This is a genomic window from Lysinibacillus sp. FSL W8-0992 (assembly GCF_038008685.1).
GTDB lineage: Bacteria > Bacillota > Bacilli > Bacillales_A > Planococcaceae > Lysinibacillus.
This window is the reverse complement of the sequence record NZ_JBBOZQ010000001.1, coordinates 3,834,893-3,854,638: the sequence shown is the minus strand read 5'-3', so window position 1 is coordinate 3,854,638 and position 19,746 is coordinate 3,834,893. Positions and strand designations below refer to the sequence as shown.

The following is a 19,746-nucleotide window of genomic DNA, read 5'->3' as shown; positions in this document are numbered from 1 at the left end:
AAGCGCATTCATCTATAAAAATTGGGGGGAAAGAAATGGACTTTTATAAAAAATGGTTGAATATAGCGATTGTCTTTATCTTATCATTTTCGTTATTATCACCCGTTGCATTCGCTGAGACACAACAAAATGATGCTAGTGAGTTAGAAACAGATTCTAGTATTCAAACTAATGAAGAATCATTAGAGAAAGAAATGACCGAGCAAACGGAAAGCGAACTATCTCCTATTACCAGTAATGATAGTGCGACGATATTTAATAATACTGAACCTAAAGGTTATGTGACGGTTTCCGTAGAGAAGTTTACACTTGGGCAGGGATACATAAAGGAACCTGTTCGTGTTCCTTTTTATGAAGGGGATAATATAGCTAAGGTTATAGTTAACCTGTTAGGAGAAGGCAACTATGACATTACAGGGTCTGTAGAAGAAAGCTTTTACTTATCAGGGGTCTTTGATCCTGATCCTGGAGAAGTGAGCGTCCCAAAATACATTCTTGATGAATCTGGTCCAGTTGATGGAAGAATAGAATCCGACTGGTTAAATCAAATGGACTATACAACTATGTCGGGCTGGATGGTAGCTGTAAATAATAACTTTATTCCTCGAGGTGCTTCTGAATGGTTCCCAGAAGATGGTGATATCATTAGATGGCAGTTTACAGTATGGGGGTATGGAGCAGATTTAGGTGGTGGCTTAGAGGGAAGTAGTTTAATTACTCCAGCGAATAAAGACGAGTTAACAGCGAAAATTGCCGAAATTAATAGCTCGCCAACTAAAAACGAAATTTTAGCAAATGAACAAGTAAAGTCTTCTTATGACGCCGCCTACGTGCAGCTTAAAAATATGGAGAGTAGTCAAACAAATGTGGATGCAGCACTTACCCATTTAAATGCTGCTTTAAATGGAGAAGGGGAAGAAATCGTTAAAGCTGATAAAACAGCTTTGCAAACAGCGGTTCAACAAGCTGAACAAACAAAAGCTTCTGTGAAAGTAAGTTTAGATGGAAAAGATGTAGCTCCTACTGATTACTGGGTTACTCAAGCTGAAATAGATGCATATACAAATGAAATTATAGACGCACAGGAACTAATCGCAGATGAAAATGCCAGTCAAGAAGAAATAGATGCAAAAGTTTTAGCACTAAATCAAGCCACAAATGCATTTAGTAAAAAACCTGGTTTACAAACGGATATTACTAGCACAGTGAAAATTACTGTGGCACATAAAGCTGTGATGTTAAAGCTTTATGATACGAATGAGCAAGAAATAAACATAGGCTCTGGTGTTGAAGGGACATACAATGTTTATACAGCAACTATACCAGTAGGAAGTTATCGCTACGAAGGATTTGATAGCAATCATAACAGTGTTGGCGGTGGTCAGCTAACAGTAAAAGCAGAATCAAATCAAGAATTTCAATTCCGCCAGCTTAATTTTAAAGCTAGTAATACAAGTTGGAATGTTAATAGCGATTACACTGTAAAAGTTGGGCAAGAAATACCGAACGATACGTCATTAAAACTAGGTAAAGTAACAACACAAGGACAGACTCCAGTACTAGCTCTAGTAGGGGAAAAAATCTACTATACGTTTGAGCCAGATGCAAAGCATACACAATATGTTCCAGTTAGTAATAGCACTACAGTAACACTTTCGGCCACAGCTCAAACAATTAGTGCAGCTATTCCGTTTTCTGGGGATATTAAGTTTACAGTCCCTGAAGATGCTGAATTATTTGTAGGAAAAAAAATTAAACACTTTATTGCATTTGAAGAAGTCCTGCCTGAAGGGGTAGCTACGATTAACCCGGATGGTACAAAAACATTTTCTTTCAAGTTAACAAACAATGGTGATTATAACTACCGAGTTAGCCAAGCAGGAAAACTTACAAATGTAGGTACATTTAAAGCAAATGCTCAAAATGCAACATTGGCAATTACAAAACAACAGCTCTCAATTCAATCGCCAACAGCAATTTTAAATAAAGGAACATATCTTGAAGGTAATATTTATTTAAATATTAATGAGCAAAATCATTTGAAGTTAAACCAAGGAGAAAGCTTCAATTTACTAACATTACGAAGCTGGCAAGCATTAATAGAAGGAATTAACAACTATTTCTTTGAGCCTGATTTCCATTATGAAATCATAACAGGCGATGATGTAATTCAAATTGATCCTGGTAAGCCAGGAAGTTATTCGACAGTCAAAGCATTGAAAAATGGTACAGCTGTTGTAAAAGTGACGTATGACGCATTGAAGGTTAATGGTTCCGGATACATTAGTGATGCGAATGATGCATTTAGTGCTATTTGGCCAGAAAATGTCGGTCTCTTTGTTGTGACTGTTGGTCAAGGTGAAACAGGTATTTCTACAGGTATAGAAAGTAACAAAGAACGTAATCAAAAAATTAATGAAGGTAAAAAAGGTGGGGACCTTCTAAACTTACAAAATGGTGTTTTTGATGCTGATATTGATAGTGTTTACTATGTTCAAGGCGAACAAGGAGCATATTATACTTTTACTCCGACTTCTGGAAGCTCAGTAAGCGTTTTGCGTCCGGAAATTAATCATAGTATAGGAACAGCATCCTATGGAAATGGTGAATTTTCAACAGAAAGTGTTCAATCTAGTGGAAATGGCTCTTTCACAGTTTTATTAACTGAAGGACGTAATATAGTTAAGGTTGAAAAAGATGGAAAAGCTGAGTATCACGTGATGACAGCACGTCCACTTGATGTAACAATTGAAAACTTAACAGCAGCAAATGAAAAAATAGTACCTGGAGATAAAGTTAAAGTTACTTTAAAAGGCTTGTCTTTCCCTGCGAATAAACTTTCTGGTATTTATAACTTCCAAGGTCAGCTGAGATTTTTCGCTGGTCCTGAAAATACTCTTGTTTCGGGCGATGCAAGACAATACAATATGGCAACGCAGGCAAACAGTGTTACATTTACAATTCCACAAGAACATAAGGGTGAATACAAGTTACGAGATGGGCATATTCGTCTGAGCTTTTTTGGAAGTCCAATAGGTGAACACCACAATATTAATCCAATAACTGGAGCGAGTCCTAACCTTAATGCATCAGCTCGAGAAGGCTACTACAGCATCTTCCCAGAAATTTCGATTATTTCAGATGAAAAAGTAGTCATTGATAAATCAGTATTACAAAGTGCAATTGAGAAAGCAGAACAAAACAAGGGTTCTGTAAAAATAAGTACTGATGGAAAAAATATAGACCCTGCTGATTTTTGGGTTACTCAAGCTGTACAAGATGCCTATACAAATATAATTTTATCTGCCCAACAATTAATAGCAGATAATACAGCGGAACAAGATATTATTGATGCGAAAGTTTTAGCACTAAATCAGGCCACAACGATATTTAATGAAGCGAAAAAAGTTGGAACAAAAACTAATGCTGATACAACAACTTTGAAGGCTTATAAAACTGTTGGTCAATACATGGTAGATAAACTACCTAACCCTAAATTCGATAATGAGTGGTGGATAATTTCATTAGCTCGCGGAGGCTATGAAGTACCGAAAGAATATTACGAAACGTATTATAAAAATGTCGTTGACCATGTTGTTGCAAAAAATGGCGTACTCGATAAACGGAAATATACAGAATACTCACGTTTAATTATTGCCCTTACTGCAATTGGTAAAGATCCAACAAATGTCGGTGGTTATAACTTAGTTGAAAAACTATCTGATTTTGACCAAGTAATTTGGCAAGGTGTAAATGGTGCGTATTTTGGGTTAATTGCTCTTAACACATGGAACTTTGAGCTACCAAAAACAGCTACAACAACTCCTGAAATGCTGATGGAGCACATTTTAAGCAAGCAATTAGCTGATGGCGGCTGGGCTTTATCAGGAACAAAGTCTGATCCAGATATGACAGCTATGGCTATACAAGCACTAGCTCCATACTATAACAACAATTCAAAAGTTAAGATAGCTGTTAATAATGCATTAGATACGTTGGCTGCTATGCAATTAGAGAATGGTGGCTATAAATCATGGGGTATGGAAAATGTTGAAAGCGCTGCTCAGGTTGTTACTGCACTTGCGAGCATAGGCATTGATGCGAATAAAGATCCTCGCTTTAATAAAGTAATTGCTAATATTATGACTTATTACAGTCCAGAAGACGGTGGCTTTAAACACGATTTAAACGAAAAGCAAGCAAACGGAATGGCTACCGAGCAGGTTGGCTATACATTAGCAGCCTATCATCGTCTGCTAAACGGGCAAACAGCACTTTATGATACGTCCGATACGAAGTCTAATAATCCATCTAACCCAGGAGAAGGTGGGAACCCATCTAACCCAGGAGATGGAGGAAACCCTTCAAACCCGGGAGAAGGTGGAAATCCATCTAACCCAGGGGGAAGTATCCCAAGTGGTTATGCAACATTTTTAATTAGAATTTCTTCTTCCGAGATTCCATTAAGAACAACTACTGTTCAACTAAATACCGGAGATACAGTATTCGATGCATTAAAACGTGTGACAACTGAAAATGGTATCGATTTAAGCTATCGAGAAACACAATATGGCACATATATCGATGGTATTGCGGGCCTTTATGAATTCGACCGCGGTCCTTTAAGTGGTTGGATGTATCGTGTAAATGGTCAATTCCCTTCTTATTCTGCAGGACTCTATAAATTATCACCTGGGGATTCTGTGGAATGGCTATACACACTTGATTTAGGTAAGGATATCGGTGGATATGTTGATGGTATCGAAAGTGGAGGTAAAGGTGAAGGTGAAGAAAATAAAGAATGTAAAGAGAAAGAAACAGATAAATGTAAAGAAGAAGTAAAATGTAAGGCCGATGATAAACAATGTACTGAAGAAACAGAAAAAGATAATAAAGACGATGATGCAGTGTCTGAAGAACCAAATAAAGATAGTTCATTAGCTGAAATTACTATTGAAGATGGTAGTAACAAAGCAATTATTAAATCTGAAAATATTCAAGATTATATTAAAAAGAACATTCAAAAGATAGTTATTCAAAGCAAACAGAATTTCAAGATAGAAGTCCCTACTTCAATTTTTAATAGCATTAAACTTGCTGAAAACGAGGAGTTAACAGTCGAAGTAACAAAGGATACTAAAGATAAAAAATTCTCTGTTTCATTCGGTATTGAGTCTACAAACGGTAAAACAAAGCCTATTACTTTAGGAAAAGAATATTTGAAAGTTACACTATTGGATAGCGAAATCAAATCAAATACAGTCGTTTTACAGCTTGTTGATGGGGAATATAAACCTGTTCCACATAAAATAGTGAATGGTGAAATTGTTTTGTTCACAAAAATAAGCGGTACATTCGTTATAACTGAAAATACAGTAACATTTAAGGACATTGCACAGTTAGCAAACAAAGAAGAAATTGAATTTTTAGTGAGTCGTCACGTAATCCAAGGAACTACACCAGAGACGTTTGAGCCAAATAAACCAATTACGCGTGCCCAATTTGCAGTATTAATTAGCCGTGCCCTTGGTTTACAAACTATAGGTGAAAATCCATTTAATGATACAAAAGGCAAATGGTATGAGGCAGATATTCAAGCCCTATATGAGGCAGGTATTACAAAAGGATCAACTGCTTCAACATTTAAGCCTGATGCGCCAATAACACGTCAGCAAGCAGCTGCATTTATGGCACGCATTCTAGAATATTTAAATACTGATGTGAAAACCGCAGGAGAGATTAATTACAATGATGCTAGTCGTATTAGCGCTGAATACTTACCTTATATTAAGCTATTAAATAGCCTTGATATTATGACAGGTAAGCTGGATGGTTCATTTGACCCTAGCTCGCCAATTACACGTGGACAAACAGCGAAAATTTTAAAACGGACGTTAAATATCTCAGGCATTATGTAAATTTCTTCACTAACCCAAATGCATTTTGTATTTGGGTTAGTACCCTTTTATCGATGGAGGTTACTCTAATGAAAAGAATATCTAAGTTTATAATGGTACTTGTTTTGTTGCTTACTATGGCGGCACCAGTCTCCGCACAGCAAGTATCAACAATGGATAGTTATAAAATAACTGGTCAGTTTTTAGTTAACAAAGCACCTAATCCTTCTTTTGGTGATGAGTGGTTTGTTATTGCGCTTGCAAGGGGAGAATACAATGTTCCAAAAGGCTATTTTGAAAAATATTATGAAAACGTCGAGAAGCATGTAAAAACTGTAAAAGGAGAATTACACAACCGTAAATATACGGAGTACTCACGTTTAATTATTGCACTCACTGCCATTGGAAAAGACCCTACTAATGTAGGTGGCTACAATTTAGTGGAAAAATTAAGCGACTTTGATAAAGTTGTATGGCAAGGTCCGAATGGGGCTTTTTTTGCACTAATCGCTTTAGATACATGGAGCTTTGAGCTTTCCAAAACAGCAACAACTACACGAGAAAAACTTATCCAGCATATTTTATCAAAGCAATTGCCTGACGGCGGTTGGGATTTATCTGGTGTGAAAGCAGATCCTGATATGACAGCTATGGCTATTCAAGCGCTCTCCACTTATAAAGACAGATCAGATGTTAAGGTTTCTATTAATAAAGCACTTGATACTTTAAAAAACTTGCAAGGAGCTAATGGAAGTTACCAAAGCTGGGGAACTACAAATTTAGAAAGTGTTGCCCAAGTAATTACAGCACTTGCTAGCTTAAATATTGATCCGAACAAAGACCAACGCTTTAATAAGTTATTTACAAGCTTTTTTACTTTTTACAATGCCCAAGATGGTGGATTTAAACATGTATTAACTGAATCAGTAGCCAATGGTATGGCAACTGAGCAGGCCTCTTATACATTGGCAGCATATAACCGTCTGCTTTTAAGCAAAACAAAGCTATATGATACATCTGATAAAAAGCCAAGTAATACGTCAACACCAGGCAAGCCAAGCCAACCTACAGCTCCTCCGACTAAGGTGAGTTTTAAGGATATTCAATCGCATTGGGCGAAGACTGATATTGAAGCTGCAGTAGACAAGGGCTTATTAAAAGGTTATGAAGACAATACATTCAGACCAGATAACAATTTAACTCGTGTACAGGCAGTATCGATTTTAGTTCGCGCTCTGCATCTAACAAGTTCCGGAAATGCCCCTTTCACGGATATAAACTCGTATAATACTGAAACAAAACAAGAAATTGCTGCTGCTTACGAGGCTAATTTATTAGCGACTACGTCAAATAAATTTCTACCTTCCTCACCAATTACTCGTGAGGAATTAGCAGTAATTCTAGCAAATGCATATACACATAAAACAGGAAATCCGTATGTATCCAATGTAAATGCCCCTTTAAATGATATTGCGAAGTTATCAAAGGAATCGCAACAAGCAATTACATTTTTATATGATTTTGGAGTTGCACAAGGCTCCAATGGTGCGTATAATCCAAAAAACTTTATAACACGCGCCCATGCGTCTAAAATGTATGTCAATTTCTTAAAGGTAGTAGAGGAGTAATATGAAAATAAAATTACCCTTATTACTATTATTAGTACTCACTATTTTTTTAACAGCATGTAATATTCAAACGGTAGAGAAATTTGAGCAAATGCAAGAGCAGGAACGGAGCGTTGAGCCCAAATCTACTACTGAACAACATGAAGCAACAGAAGAAACTCCTTCAGTTGACGAAGAGAAACAAGCTGAAATGAAGTCTGGAATCGATGAGAATTCCAAAAATGAGAAGCAGGACAAACCTCAGCAAGAAGTACAGCAAGAAAACCAAGAAGTAGTGGAACAACCAAAAAAGGAAGCTGAGAAAAAGCAAGAAGTCACAAAAGCTCCAAATACAAAAACTGAACAAAAAGCTACTAATAAAACTGGCGATAAAGAAAAAACAAATACAGTTACGCCACCAAATGAAGTTCAGCAACAGCCAGCTACCCAAAAACGCACTGTAACCATTGCGATTCGCGTTGATACGTTACTAAAGCATTGGGATAAGTTAGATTCGAACCTCCAAAGTGAGAAATATGTACCTAAGAATGGTATTATTTTGAAGCCAACAACATACGAACTTCTTTCAGAGAAGGATACTGTGTGGGATGTATTACAGCGTGCAACAAAGGAGTATAAAATTCAGATGGAATACCAAGGAGCAAACGAAAATATTTATAATAGTGTCTATGTAGAGGGAATTAATCATTTATACGAATTTAGTGCGGGGGAATTAAGTGGTTGGATGTATAAAGTAAACGGTGTTTATCCCAATTATGGCTGCAGTCAGTACGTATTAAAGGATGGCGATGTAATTGAATGGCACTATACAGTTGATTTAGGGCGAGACTTAGGAAATCATTGGGATGGTAACTAATGAAGGCATTTGAGACATATCATCCTATTGTTCTTTTCTCTTTTTTTGCCGCTACTATTGGCTTATCCATGTTTTTTATGCATCCAGTCTATTTAGCTATTACAATTTTCTTTGCAATAAGCTTAAATTTTGCTTTACGCAGGCGGTCTTTTTTTAAAGACTGGAAAATATATGTACCTCTATTTTTCATAATGGCAATTATTAACCCTTTGATTAGCCATAATGGTCAACTTGTATTACTTTATATAAATGGCAACCCACTTACGTTAGAGGCGATTACATATGGTATCGCAATTTCCACAATGATTGTCTCTATTATGCTATGGTTTAGCAGTTATAATGTCCTAATGACGTCAGATAAATTTATTTATTTATTTGGAAAAGTGTCACCAGTAATTTCACTAACATTGTCAATTTCATTGCGATTAGTGCCCCGTTTTAGGCGGCAATTAAAGCAAATTGTACTAGCGCAAAAAGTAATCGGAATGGATTATACTTCAGGCTCTCTATGGCATCGCATCAAATGTATAATTCGTATCTTATCTATTTTAATTACTTGGGCGTTAGAAAATGCCATTGATACTGCCGATTCAATGAAAGCTCGTGGCTATGGCGTTACTAAGAGGACTGCTTTTTCTATATTTATTTTCGAACGTAGAGATGGCTACGTTTTGACAATAATTACATTGCTCTTTATTAGTAATTTAGTTGCAAGTTTCATTGGTGTAACAACATTTGATTATTATCCCACTTTCGGGATAGTTAAATGGGAAATCACTAGTATCTTGTTTTATACTAGCTATTGCATTTTGCTAGCTATTCCATTAGCAATCGAAATAAGGGGGGCATTAAAGTGGCGATCGTTAAAATCGACAATGTAAGTTTTACTTATCCTAATGAAGCCAATCCTATATTAAAAAATATTAACTTAAATATTCAGCAAGGTGAATTTATAGTGCTCATAGGACAATCAGGCTGTGGAAAAAGTACTTTGCTTCGCCATTTCAAACGAGAATTGCGACCGCATGGTTCAATGACAGGTAATATTTTTTATCAAGATTGTGACTTAGAACAGTTAACTGCTGAAGTGGCTGCAGCGGATATAGGCTATGTATTTCAAAATCCTGATAACCAAATTGTTACTGATAAAGTATGGCATGAGCTTGCTTTTGGACTTGAAAGCCTAGGTGTCGATACATCAACAATTCGCAGGAAAGTAGCTGAAATGGCAAACTTCTTTGGTATTCAGAAATGGTTTCATCATAAAACGACCGAGCTTTCTGGTGGCCAAAAGCAACTTTTAAATTTAGCATCCATTATGGTTATGCAGCCGAAGCTACTGCTGTTAGATGAACCAACATCGCAATTAGATCCAATAGCTGCATTGGAGTTTATCCAGACACTGCATCGTTTAAATAGAGAACTAGGTATTACAATTATATTAATTGAGCATCGTCTTGAAGAAGTGTTACCCCTTGCTGATCGAGTATTTATTATGGATGAAGGTAGCATTTTATTTGACGGTCCACCTAAGGAAATTTTAAATTCTCTACCAGAGAAACACGCAATGATAACGGCATTGCCAGCTGCTACTAAAATTTTTCACTTGTTAAATGGTACAGGGCATATTCCACTTACTATTCGCGAAGGCCAACGTTGGCTTCAGAGCCAGCAATACAATTTATCTCAGTTGATTACTATTCCGACAAAATCCCAAAATAAAACAGATATTGTTTTAGAAGCAAACGATGTTGCATTTCGCTATGAAAAGAAAGATCTTGATATTGTTCATCATTTTAATTTACAAGTGAGGGAAGGCGAATTTTTAACTATAATAGGTGGGAATGGAACAGGAAAATCTACAGTTCTTTCTATTCTATCTGGACTACAAAAGCCTTATCATGGCAAAGTAATGTTATTAAATAAAGCTTTAAAAAAATATAGTAATAAACAATTGTATCACCAATATTTGACTTTACTACCCCAAGATCCAAAAACACTATTTGTACAAAAAACTGTACATCAAGAGTTAGATGATATGGCGCATTTACATAAGGTTACAGATGATAAAGTTCAGGAAACTATCCAAATGTTTCGATTAACTCATTTATTAAATCGACATCCATATGATTTAAGTGGGGGTGAACAGCAAAAACTAGCTCTCGCAAAACTTTTATTAATAGAACCTAAAATTCTGTTACTAGATGAGCCGACCAAGGGGCTGGATGCACATGCAAAAGAAGAACTCGCAGATTTATTAAAAGGTTTACAAGCTAAAGGTATGACAATTATTATGGTGACACATGATATTGAATTTTCTGCGCAACACAGCAATAGATGCGCTCTATTTTTTGATGGCAGTATTGTATCTGAGGGTGAACCGCGAGAGTTTTACAGTGGAAATAATTTTTATACGACTGCTGCTCATCGAATATCACGAGATTTATTGAGCAATGCCATTACATGTGAGGATGTAGTAACTTTATGCCAAAAAACATACGTATAACTATTTCACTCATTGTTATTTTTATTTTAATTCCACTAACGTTACTTGCTGGTATTACGGTAATGGCTGACCGAAAATATTATTTTATTTCGTTGGTTATTATGATTTTGGCGTGTATTCCATTTTTTCTATCTTTTGAACGTAGAAAGCCTCAGCCGCGTGAAATTTTAATCATTGCAGTAATGTCTGCTATATCTGTGGCAGGACGTGCCTTATTTGTTGTTACCCCTGGATTTAAACCTGTTGCAGCTATTACAGCTATTACTGGTTTTTCACTAGGAGCAGAAGCAGGTTTTTTAACAGGGGCCATTTCTGCATTAGTGTCGAATATGTTTTTTGGACAAGGTCCTTGGACACCGTTCCAAATGTTTATGTGGGGAATGATTGGGTTTATTGCGGGCTTGTTAGGCAAAACGGGTGTAATGCATAAAAAAATCCCCCTTATTATATTTGGTATTTCAGCGGGGATATTTTTTTCGTTTGGAATGGATATTTGGGGAACTGTATCAATATATGGTGTTTTCAGCTGGGAAGCCTACTCACTGGCATTGACTTCTGCAATTCCTTTTACAATAATTTATGCTATTTCTAATGTAATTTTTCTACTATTATTAGCTAAACCGATTACTGAAAAGCTAGAGCGGATAAAAAATAAATATGGGATATTACAATAGACTTTTATATTCAAAAGTAGCCTAGAGGTATGACGGTATTAAGATTCAATATTTGATTTCTTTTTTTGCTAGCTGTCAGTAGGCTAAATTAAAAAAATCCACAAAGTTTCCTTTCATGCAGGAGACTTTGTGGATTTTTAGTTTCAGTATTTAGTTTATTAATCGTTCCAACCTTTACAAACATCAATCCATTGCTGATAAGGTGTATACGCTTCTAGCTCCTGAATGGTAAGTTCAATTGCAGAATTGCTGCTGCCGCAAGCTGGGAATACCGTTGCAAAACGTTTGAGTGATTCATCTAAATAAACAGCAACCCCTTCATTAATACCGAACGGGCAAACCCCTCCGATATCATGCCCAATTCGTTCGTTGACTTCTTCCTTTGCAAGCATTTTCGCTTTCGTTTCAAACATAGCTTTATATTTCGCATTGTCAATTTTGGCATCACCCGCAGCTACAATTAAAATGGCACCATCATTCACTAGAAACGATAGTGTTTTAGCGATTCGTTCTGGTTCACAGCCAAGTGCCTGTGCTGCCATTTCAACAGTTGCAGAGCTTTCATTCAGTTCCTGTATTTTATGCTGTAAATTCCATTGTGCGAAATGCTCGCGTACTTTTTTAATTGCCATATGTAAAAACCTCCTTGCAGTTTATATTTATTTTAACATAATTTTCAGAATTTAAGGACATGAATTGCTAATGTGAAAAAGATTGAAAATTCGAAATTAAAATTCGGGAATATCTGCTAAAATATAATATAAGGAAAAAAAGGAGGTAATTACATGGACTATCAACCTATTAATTTAAGTGAAAAGTTATCAAAGTTTACTGAGCAGTGGTCCCCTAAAGTTATTGGTGAAATGAATGACTACCAGTTTAAATTAGTTAAGATTCAAGGTGATTTTGTATGGCATCAACATCGTGAGACAGATGAGGTATTTATCGTACTGGATGGGGAGATGGTGATCGCATTTCGTGATGGAGAGGTCAAACTATCTAAAGGAGAAATGTATGTAATTCCAAAGGGCGTGGAGCATAAGCCTTATGCTGAACAGGAATGCCAAATAATGCTAGTGGAACCTAGAGGCGTTGTTAATACAGGTGAAACAAATAGCGAAATGACTGCAGAAAACGATGTGTGGATTTAAAGTGATCGGAACATCGCCGATTGACAGGGCTAAATCGCTAGTAACTAGAGCAAATCGCTGATAAAACCCTGTGAATCGCCGATAGCCGGGAGCAAATCGCCGATAAAACCCTGTGAATCACCGATAGCCGGGAGCAAATCGCCGATAAAACCCGGGGTTCGCCGATAGCTCGGAGCAAATCGCCGATAAAACCCTGTGAAACGCCGATAGCCGGGAGCAAATCGCTGATAAAACCCTGTGAAACGCCGATAGCGGGGAGCAAATCGCCGATAAAACCCTGTGAAACGCCGATAGCCGGGAGCAAATCGCTGATAAAACCCAGGGAATCGCCGATAACCGGGAGCAAATCGCTGATAAAACCCTGTGAATCGCCGATAACCGGGAGCAAATCGCCGATAAAACCCAGGGAATCGCCGATAGCCGGGAGCAAATCGCCGATAAAACCCAGGGAAACCCCGATAGCGGGGAGCAAATCGCCGATAAAACCCAGGGAATCGCCAATAACCGTGGTCAAATCGCCACAAAACCTGTGCAAATCACTACTATGAGAACATATCAACCTCCATTGGAGTGACGTATCGTATGGATAAAAATTTTATAATTAGAAAAGCAACCGAACCAGATGCGAAAGCAATAGCAAAAGTACATGTCGACAGTTGGAGAACAACATATGCTAACATCGTTCCTGACGAATACTTAATAAATTTATCGTATGAAAATCGAGAACAGCTATGGATAAAGAATATTTCAAATGACGCTGTATTTGTAGCGGAAAATAATGAAGGACAAATTATTGGTTTTTCTTCTGGCGGTAAAGAAAGAAGCGGTAAATATATTGAGTTTGAAGGGGAGCTATATGCCATTTATCTTATGAAAGAATGCCAAGGGCAAGGGATTGGGAGAGCACTTGTTACAGCGATCGTAGAAGAAATTAAAGCAATGGGATTGCGTTCTATGCTTGTGCTTGTCTTGAAAGATAATAGTTTTCATCGATTTTATGAAGCGCTTGGTGGGAACAAAATAGATACTGTTGAAATTCAGATTGCTGGCAAAAAACTAGATGAACTTGTTTACGGGTGGGCAGATATTCGGAACATATTATAATTTCCACACAAGATTTTGTTAAGTATGAAAAATATGGTAAACTTTATTTAAAATATAAGTTTTTGGGAAGGTTGTGTTTTATTGATAAAATTACCAAAAATAATTACAGCATTTATACTAATATGCACAATTCTAACGCTTGCTTCCTGTACACAAACAGAAAAATCGCATAAAAAACAAGAAATTGAAAGTATCGTTACATCTTTTGAACACCCTCAAACAAAGCAAAAGTATAAAATAATCAATGCCTATAAACTTTATGACAACTATCAAGATAAGGTTGAAAGTAACCCAAAACAATCAAAACAAGAAATTTATAAAGATGAGGTTATTGAACCAATCTATAGTGATTGTTTTGACAATGGCGAATATCTTCATATGGCACATTATGCACTAAACGTAGCTCCCGACCAATTAACAGAAAATCAATTATTAAGTAAAAAAATTAATAGGGAAGAAACAGAAAAGCTTATAAAAGAAGCTCTTTTCAAATCTTCAGACCTTATTCCGTCCGAAAAAGAAACGAATGTATGTGTTTTTCCTGCCACTAATGTATACGCATATATGGTAACGGTGGGGGCGGGGAAAATTATAGTGCTATACAATAAAAATTATACCGAAGAAGATATGAGAATTAGCATATCTCACGAATATCATCATAGTATTTGGACTGAGAAGTACCTACCTAAAGATGCACGTTTTACGATTTTGGATAACATGGTTTTTGAAGGAAAGGCAGTTATGTTTAGTAAATTAGTTTATCCTAATGATTATTATGATAATATATTGTACTCTGCATACGACAGAGAAAATTGGTCAAAAGTTGTAGGAGATTTAGATAGTCCTGACTTTAAGCGGTCACAAGAAATTATTTTTGGAGGGGATGACCTACCATCTTCATATGGTTACAGTGAGGGCTATAAAATGGTTAAATCCTATCTTAAATTACACCCAGATGTAACACCTGAGGAATGGACTGCCCTAAGCGCAAAGGAAATATTTGAAAAGGGCAATTACCTCGAACATTATCAATGAGGGATCGAAGATGGAAAAAATAAATGAAGTCATTGAAATACTAATAAATAAAGGTTTGATAAGTAACGATTGTCTAACATTAAAAACTTTAAAAAGCGGAACGACGAATGGGGTATTATTTACGCTCAGCATTAACAAAAAGCCGACCTTTGTAATAAAAATAGATAACCCAGCCATTATTACTGCAACTAATGATTTTCTATCCGCATATCGTGATGTAAAGCTATTGCCTGATGTTCTTTATACAGACGGAAACAAAGAATTTATTGTCTACTCTTATATTTCTGGAGAAACACATGTTAATCGAGGGTCTAAATTGGCATGGATGGAAGTTTTAATAAAAGAGTTATTTAATACATACCAACGAGTGGACAAAGATATGCCATGGGGAAGGGTCAATGGACTACATAGAAAATATTGGTCAGAATTTAATGAGAGTAGTTTAGCATTTGCTCAAAAGAGCATAGAAGACAAACTACCAATACATGACCATATAAGAGTAGGGATGTTGGTAAAAAAATTAAGTGCTCATTATACCCAAGAAGAGAAGTATTATTTACATGGAGATACGGGTGTTCACAATTTTATATTTTTGAATAATAAAATCAACGGTGTTATAGATCCGTCACCGCTAATTGGGCCAAAAATTTATGATTTTACCTATGCTTTTTGCTCTTCACCCGATAGCTTAACTATGAATACACTTTTGTCATCGTTTGCGTTGTGGAATAGCGATTCTTCATTTTCGAAGGAACGACTTGTGGACGAGGTGCTTTTTCAGTTATACACACGTATTGGCGTATGTATTCAAGTACATCCACACGACCTAGATGATTACTTAAAAGCATGGCAAGAGTGGAGAAAATACTTATAATAATTGTGTATTTAACGCCCAATGAGTTGCTACGGCAGCTCTTTTTTACTAATAGAAGGTTCGTGAGTATTATTTATAACTAAATTAAGTTTTAATCGTCTAATCAGTAAATATATTGAGGGAGTGTAAAGCTTGAGATATACAAAACTTATATTATTTACTGCGATTGTGGTCTTTTCATTTTTTCCGTGCAAAGCAAAGGCAACAAGCTGGGCATATCCTTTCGTTGTTTGGGATGATTATATTTATGTAATTAGTGATGAATATGTAGAAAAGATTAATAAAGAAATTGGTGAAGTTACAAAGTATTCAGATATGGAACAATATGAAGGCAACTTTTCAAATGCATATCCAAAAGGAACGAAATATTATTCAATTGATGGAATAGATACAGATACTGCAATTGCAATCCACATAGGGAATGGTCAATATTTAAAAGCAATTAGAGAAGGCGAGTATACTTACCGTAAAAGTTACATCCAATATGTTTATAAAGGTTTAGGGATTTTTGCGATTTTAATTGTAGGTTTTATTATCTTTACGCAATCTAGAAAAAATCTTTAACAATATGCGAGCTCTCTTTAACTATGAGGAGGTTTTACTTATGAAACACATTAAAGGCTTATATGTAACATTTGTACTAATGATGGTAGTTATTTTGGTAAACACTACAATATTTAATGATAAATATTCGGGAATATCGATGTTCGTTTGTTTAGGCCTATTTTTAATTGGATCTACCTTTTTTATCAATGCCAAACAATTAAAAGGAAAATAAGCTATTCAATCAAGGGGCGTTAATGATAGATTATTGGGTTGCTACGGCAGCTCTTTTTTCATGCTTGAACTAACGATTGGGCTAGCTTAAGAAGAAAATAAGGTCGAAATGGGGTGAAATAGATGAGTAATGATAAAAAACGAAATAAGAAAATAATTGGCAAAGAAATATACGGCACGACTACTGAAGAACGATTTAAAGAAGTACACGGGATAACAATTGAGGAATGGAATGCAAAAGGTGAAGAAAGATTTAAAGCTAAAACAGGAATGAGTTACGAAGAATGGTATATTAAAAAGATTCTTTCTTCGACACCAATTGATTATCTTAAAAACCTCAATGGTGTTGTTTCTCAGGATGATATAGAACTAGTTAAGGATTTACAAGAGCTGGGGTTAGATGATGGTGTTATAAATGTATTACTGGATTATGTAAAAATTGTTAGTAAAATAGGGTTTATTCACTCATTAGTAAGAGAAATGGGTAAAAATTGGCTCAAGAAGAATGTCTCAACGATTGAAAGCGCAATGGCCTTTGTTAGGGAAGAATGGAAAAACTAAAGTCCTCAAAATATTTTCTCCAACATATCCATTTTGAATTAACAGGGTTCTTATTTGAAAACTGTTGAGCAAATTAGCTGGCTCTATTTTAATGTGTAACGTAATTTATTTCTACAATTTATACTAAAAAGGATTTTTATGAAAAAAATGGTATAATAAAAAAGCCTAAAAATTTATAGTTATAATTTTAGGTAGTCGTAGTTAGAGGAGGCGTTCATTATGACAAATACGAGATTTTATAAAATTAATGGCTATAAGGGGATAACGACTTATTAACATTGGCGTTTCCCCGCATTTTGAAAGGGGAAAATTATGATTAAAGAAAATGTGAAAATCGTAGAATTAAATGCAGAAAACTGGTACGACTGCTGTGAATTAGAGATAGCAACAGAACAAAAAAAATACATCGAATCCAATGCCATATCAATAGCTCAGTCAAAGTTTGAGCCTACTTTAAAGCCATATGCTATTTATTTAAATGAAAAAGTAGTCGGCTTTTTAATGTATAATGCTGTTCAAGAAGAACTTGATGGTTATTGGGTATATAGAATAATGGTGGATAAGAAATTCCAAGGCAAGGGTATCGGTAAAGCTGCAACTAAGTTAATGATTTCAGAGATGGCTAAATTACCGAATTCAAAAAAAGTTATTGTAGGTTATCATCCTGAAAATTTGGGTGCACATAATTTATATGCGAGTCTAGGATTTATTGATGAAGGTCACCGGTTCGGTAAGGAAATGGCAGTAATAAAATATCTTACCGAGTGACAGGTTAATTAAATATTGCAATAAGAAAGGACCATTTATTGGTCCTTTCTTATTGTGCCAATAGAAGTAGTTCAAAGAACAAAAGGAGTAGTGTTTTTCCATTGCTTACGTTGGCAACAATATTCAATCAACTACATCAACTTCTTAACAGTGCTTTAAAGTACTTAAAAAAATTCTTTCCTGCTCACGAAGTGGATGACTTCTATCTATCAACAATATCATTTGGAAAGATAATTAATACTAATGATCATATTCTTTCTAGTTTAAACGATTACTAGTGGGTGAGATTACTGTAAAATTTAAAGGATAATTCTATCGTGATTTCACTTTCTTCTTTCCTATTGACTTCAAGATGACACCAATGAAAAAGAAAATTATATATACATCAATATAAGTACCATAGTTTACTCGAACCTCGTGAAAATACCCCATTACAAATATTAATTTTAATAATAATAAAATGCTTCCCACAAATAAAAATATATTTGCTATTAAATTTCTATTCAAATCTTTCCACATCTCACTTCTCCTAACCAATAATCTTTTCGCCAACTTTTACCTTTATTTTAATTCATTCATTTCATTTATTAAATAAATTATGGAAATATACTATGAAAAACGATTCTTATAAATGTACTATTATTATTTTTTTGGAATAAAGAAATGAGAGCCAATTAAAGGGCTCTTTTTGTCAATGATTATGTTATGGAATGTGCAAAAATGGGTATGTCTAGTAAGGGAGTCGTTTGACAAAAGTAACAACCTGTTGATAAAATCAAGTTGTTACTTTTGGTAGCCGAGTAAAAATAATTAAATAAAGGGTTTCTTAGGAAGACAATGAAACGCTAAGTTTTTAAACTAGGGGGATGGAAAAAGATGAAATTGAAATCGGTAGGACTCACTTTAGGGCTAGCCACTATGCTACTTTTAACAGGGTGTGGTGATGGAGATAGCAAACAAGAAAATGGCAATTCATCAGAAAATACGCCAAGCATAGGTGAACAAGTAGATTATAAGATTATTGGAATTGAACCAGGAGCTGGGTTGACTGAGCTTGCGGAAAAAACTATAGAGAAATATGATAATTTAAAAGGTTGGGAACTTGAACAAAGTTCAACACCTGGGATGTTAGGTTCTTTAGAGCAGGCTATTCGAAATGAAGAGCCAATTATTATTACTGGATGGACACCACATTGGATGTTTTCATCTTATGATTTAAAATTTTTGGAAGATCCTCAAGGGACATTAGGTGGATCGGAAAATATTAATACACTTGCGCGTAAAGGCTTGGAAAAAGACTTACCTGATGCGTATACAATACTGGATAGATTTTACTGGGAACCAGAAGATATGGAAGCTGTAATGTTTGAAGCACAAACAAGTTCATTTGAAGAAGCAGCAGACAAATGGATAGAAGAAAACCAAGAAAAGGTAAATGTATGGACAAAAGATGCAAAAAAAGTAAGTGGAAAAGAAATTGAATTAGCTTCTACTCCGTGGGATTCAGAAAGAGCTTCAAGTAGTGTACTACAGGCAGTATTTGAAGACCTCGGATACACTGTCACAATTACACCAGTAGATCCTGCCATTATGTTTCAAGCTATAGCTACAGGCGTAGCTGATGCAACCGTAGCCGCTTGGTTACCAACAACACATAGCTCTTTTTATGAAAAATATAAAGATGATTTCGATGATTTAGGTGAGAACTTAAAAGGAACAAAAAATGGATTTGTCGTTCCTGAATATATGGATATAGACTCCATTGAGGATTTACAGCCGAAGAAGTAACACCAATACGAAAGGGGGATTTCCTACTAAAGAGGGAATTCTCCTTTTTCATTTTTATCTCATCTTGTCGTTAAATCAACAATAGATGTTATACTCTAATTTAATTAATGAAAGTCTAAGCATACGT

17 protein-coding genes are annotated in these 19,746 nt (G+C 35.5%); 15 read left to right on the top strand and 2 right to left on the bottom strand.

Annotated elements, in window-relative coordinates; all coding sequences use genetic code 11:
• Positions 1–35 precede the first annotated feature (35 nt).
• From NSQ74_RS19355 to NSQ74_RS19330, 6 genes are all read left to right on the top strand, one after another.
• The gene (locus NSQ74_RS19355; protein WP_340825505.1) at positions 36–5,918 is read left to right on the top strand and encodes an S-layer homology domain-containing protein; all 5,883 of its coding nucleotides are present in this window, start codon (positions 36–38) and stop codon (positions 5,916–5,918) included.
• A 68-nt stretch (positions 5,919–5,986) separates the two neighbouring features.
• Complete coding sequence (locus NSQ74_RS19350; protein ID WP_340825504.1) at positions 5,987–7,525, top strand: S-layer homology domain-containing protein; 1,539 nt, start codon at positions 5,987–5,989, stop codon at positions 7,523–7,525.
• A gap of 1 nt (position 7,526) precedes the next feature.
• Positions 7,527–8,381 carry a DUF4430 domain-containing protein gene (locus tag NSQ74_RS19345; protein ID WP_340825503.1) on the top strand — a complete coding sequence of 285 codons (855 nt, stop codon included), beginning with the start codon at positions 7,527–7,529 and terminating at the stop codon, positions 8,379–8,381.
• Positions 8,381–9,262, top strand: coding sequence for an energy-coupling factor transporter transmembrane component T (locus NSQ74_RS19340; protein ID WP_340825502.1), 882 nt, complete (start codon positions 8,381–8,383; stop codon positions 9,260–9,262). Before NSQ74_RS19345 ends, NSQ74_RS19340 begins: the two co-directional genes overlap by 1 nt.
• Positions 9,235–10,887, top strand: coding sequence for an ABC transporter ATP-binding protein (locus tag NSQ74_RS19335; RefSeq protein WP_340825501.1), 1,653 nt, complete (start codon positions 9,235–9,237; stop codon positions 10,885–10,887). Before NSQ74_RS19340 ends, NSQ74_RS19335 begins: the two co-directional genes overlap by 28 nt.
• Positions 10,866–11,561 carry an ECF transporter S component gene (locus NSQ74_RS19330; protein WP_340825500.1) on the top strand — a complete coding sequence of 232 codons (696 nt, stop codon included), beginning with the start codon at positions 10,866–10,868 and terminating at the stop codon, positions 11,559–11,561. The genes NSQ74_RS19335 and NSQ74_RS19330 overlap by 22 nt, the downstream gene beginning before the upstream one ends.
• A 158-nt stretch (positions 11,562–11,719) precedes the next feature.
• Here NSQ74_RS19330 and NSQ74_RS19325 read toward each other — a convergent pair whose 3' ends face one another.
• Complete coding sequence (locus NSQ74_RS19325) at positions 11,720–12,193, bottom strand: YbaK/EbsC family protein (RefSeq protein WP_340825499.1); 474 nt, start codon at positions 12,191–12,193, stop codon at positions 11,720–11,722.
• A 153-nt stretch (positions 12,194–12,346) separates the two neighbouring features.
• Here NSQ74_RS19325 and NSQ74_RS19320 point away from each other — a divergent pair, with 153 nt between their 5' ends.
• Positions 12,347–12,712 carry a cupin domain-containing protein gene (locus NSQ74_RS19320; RefSeq protein ID WP_340825498.1) on the top strand — a complete coding sequence of 122 codons (366 nt, stop codon included), beginning with the start codon at positions 12,347–12,349 and terminating at the stop codon, positions 12,710–12,712.
• 37 nt (positions 12,713–12,749) lie between these two features.
• On the opposite strand, the gene NSQ74_RS19315 is transcribed toward NSQ74_RS19320, so the two are convergent.
• A complete protein-coding gene (locus NSQ74_RS19315; RefSeq protein ID WP_340825497.1) occupies positions 12,750–13,226 on the bottom strand; it encodes a hypothetical protein in 477 nt (158 codons plus the stop codon).
• A 68-nt stretch (positions 13,227–13,294) separates the two neighbouring features.
• Between NSQ74_RS19315 and NSQ74_RS19310 the strand changes: the two genes are divergently transcribed.
• The 8 genes from NSQ74_RS19310 to NSQ74_RS19275 all read left to right on the top strand — a co-directional run bounded on the left by NSQ74_RS19310 (position 13,295) and on the right by NSQ74_RS19275 (position 19,619).
• Positions 13,295–13,816 (top strand): GNAT family N-acetyltransferase, encoded by a 522-nt coding sequence (locus tag NSQ74_RS19310; RefSeq protein WP_340825496.1) that lies wholly within the window; start codon positions 13,295–13,297, stop codon positions 13,814–13,816.
• A gap of 81 nt (positions 13,817–13,897) precedes the next feature.
• Positions 13,898–14,851 carry a DUF2268 domain-containing putative Zn-dependent protease gene (locus NSQ74_RS19305; RefSeq protein WP_340825495.1) on the top strand — a complete coding sequence of 318 codons (954 nt, stop codon included), beginning with the start codon at positions 13,898–13,900 and terminating at the stop codon, positions 14,849–14,851.
• A gap of 10 nt (positions 14,852–14,861) precedes the next feature.
• The gene (locus NSQ74_RS19300) at positions 14,862–15,725 is read left to right on the top strand and encodes a hypothetical protein (RefSeq protein ID WP_340825494.1); all 864 of its coding nucleotides are present in this window, start codon (positions 14,862–14,864) and stop codon (positions 15,723–15,725) included.
• A gap of 132 nt (positions 15,726–15,857) precedes the next feature.
• Entirely contained in the window at positions 15,858–16,289 is a 432-nt protein-coding gene (locus NSQ74_RS19295) for a hypothetical protein (protein ID WP_340825493.1), read from the top strand.
• A 40-nt stretch (positions 16,290–16,329) separates the two neighbouring features.
• Positions 16,330–16,503 (top strand): hypothetical protein, encoded by a 174-nt coding sequence (locus NSQ74_RS19290; RefSeq protein ID WP_340825491.1) that lies wholly within the window; start codon positions 16,330–16,332, stop codon positions 16,501–16,503.
• Between the two features lie 122 nt (positions 16,504–16,625).
• On the top strand, positions 16,626–17,063 hold the full coding sequence (locus NSQ74_RS19285; protein ID WP_340825490.1) for a DnaD domain protein: 438 nt from the start codon (positions 16,626–16,628) through the stop codon (positions 17,061–17,063).
• A gap of 312 nt (positions 17,064–17,375) precedes the next feature.
• The gene (locus NSQ74_RS19280; protein WP_340825489.1) at positions 17,376–17,831 is read left to right on the top strand and encodes a GNAT family N-acetyltransferase; all 456 of its coding nucleotides are present in this window, start codon (positions 17,376–17,378) and stop codon (positions 17,829–17,831) included.
• A gap of 876 nt (positions 17,832–18,707) precedes the next feature.
• Positions 18,708–19,619: a glycine betaine ABC transporter substrate-binding protein gene (locus NSQ74_RS19275; protein ID WP_340825488.1), complete on the top strand. Its 912-nt coding sequence runs from the start codon at positions 18,708–18,710 to the stop codon at positions 19,617–19,619.
• The last annotated feature ends 127 nt before the right edge of the window (positions 19,620–19,746 follow it).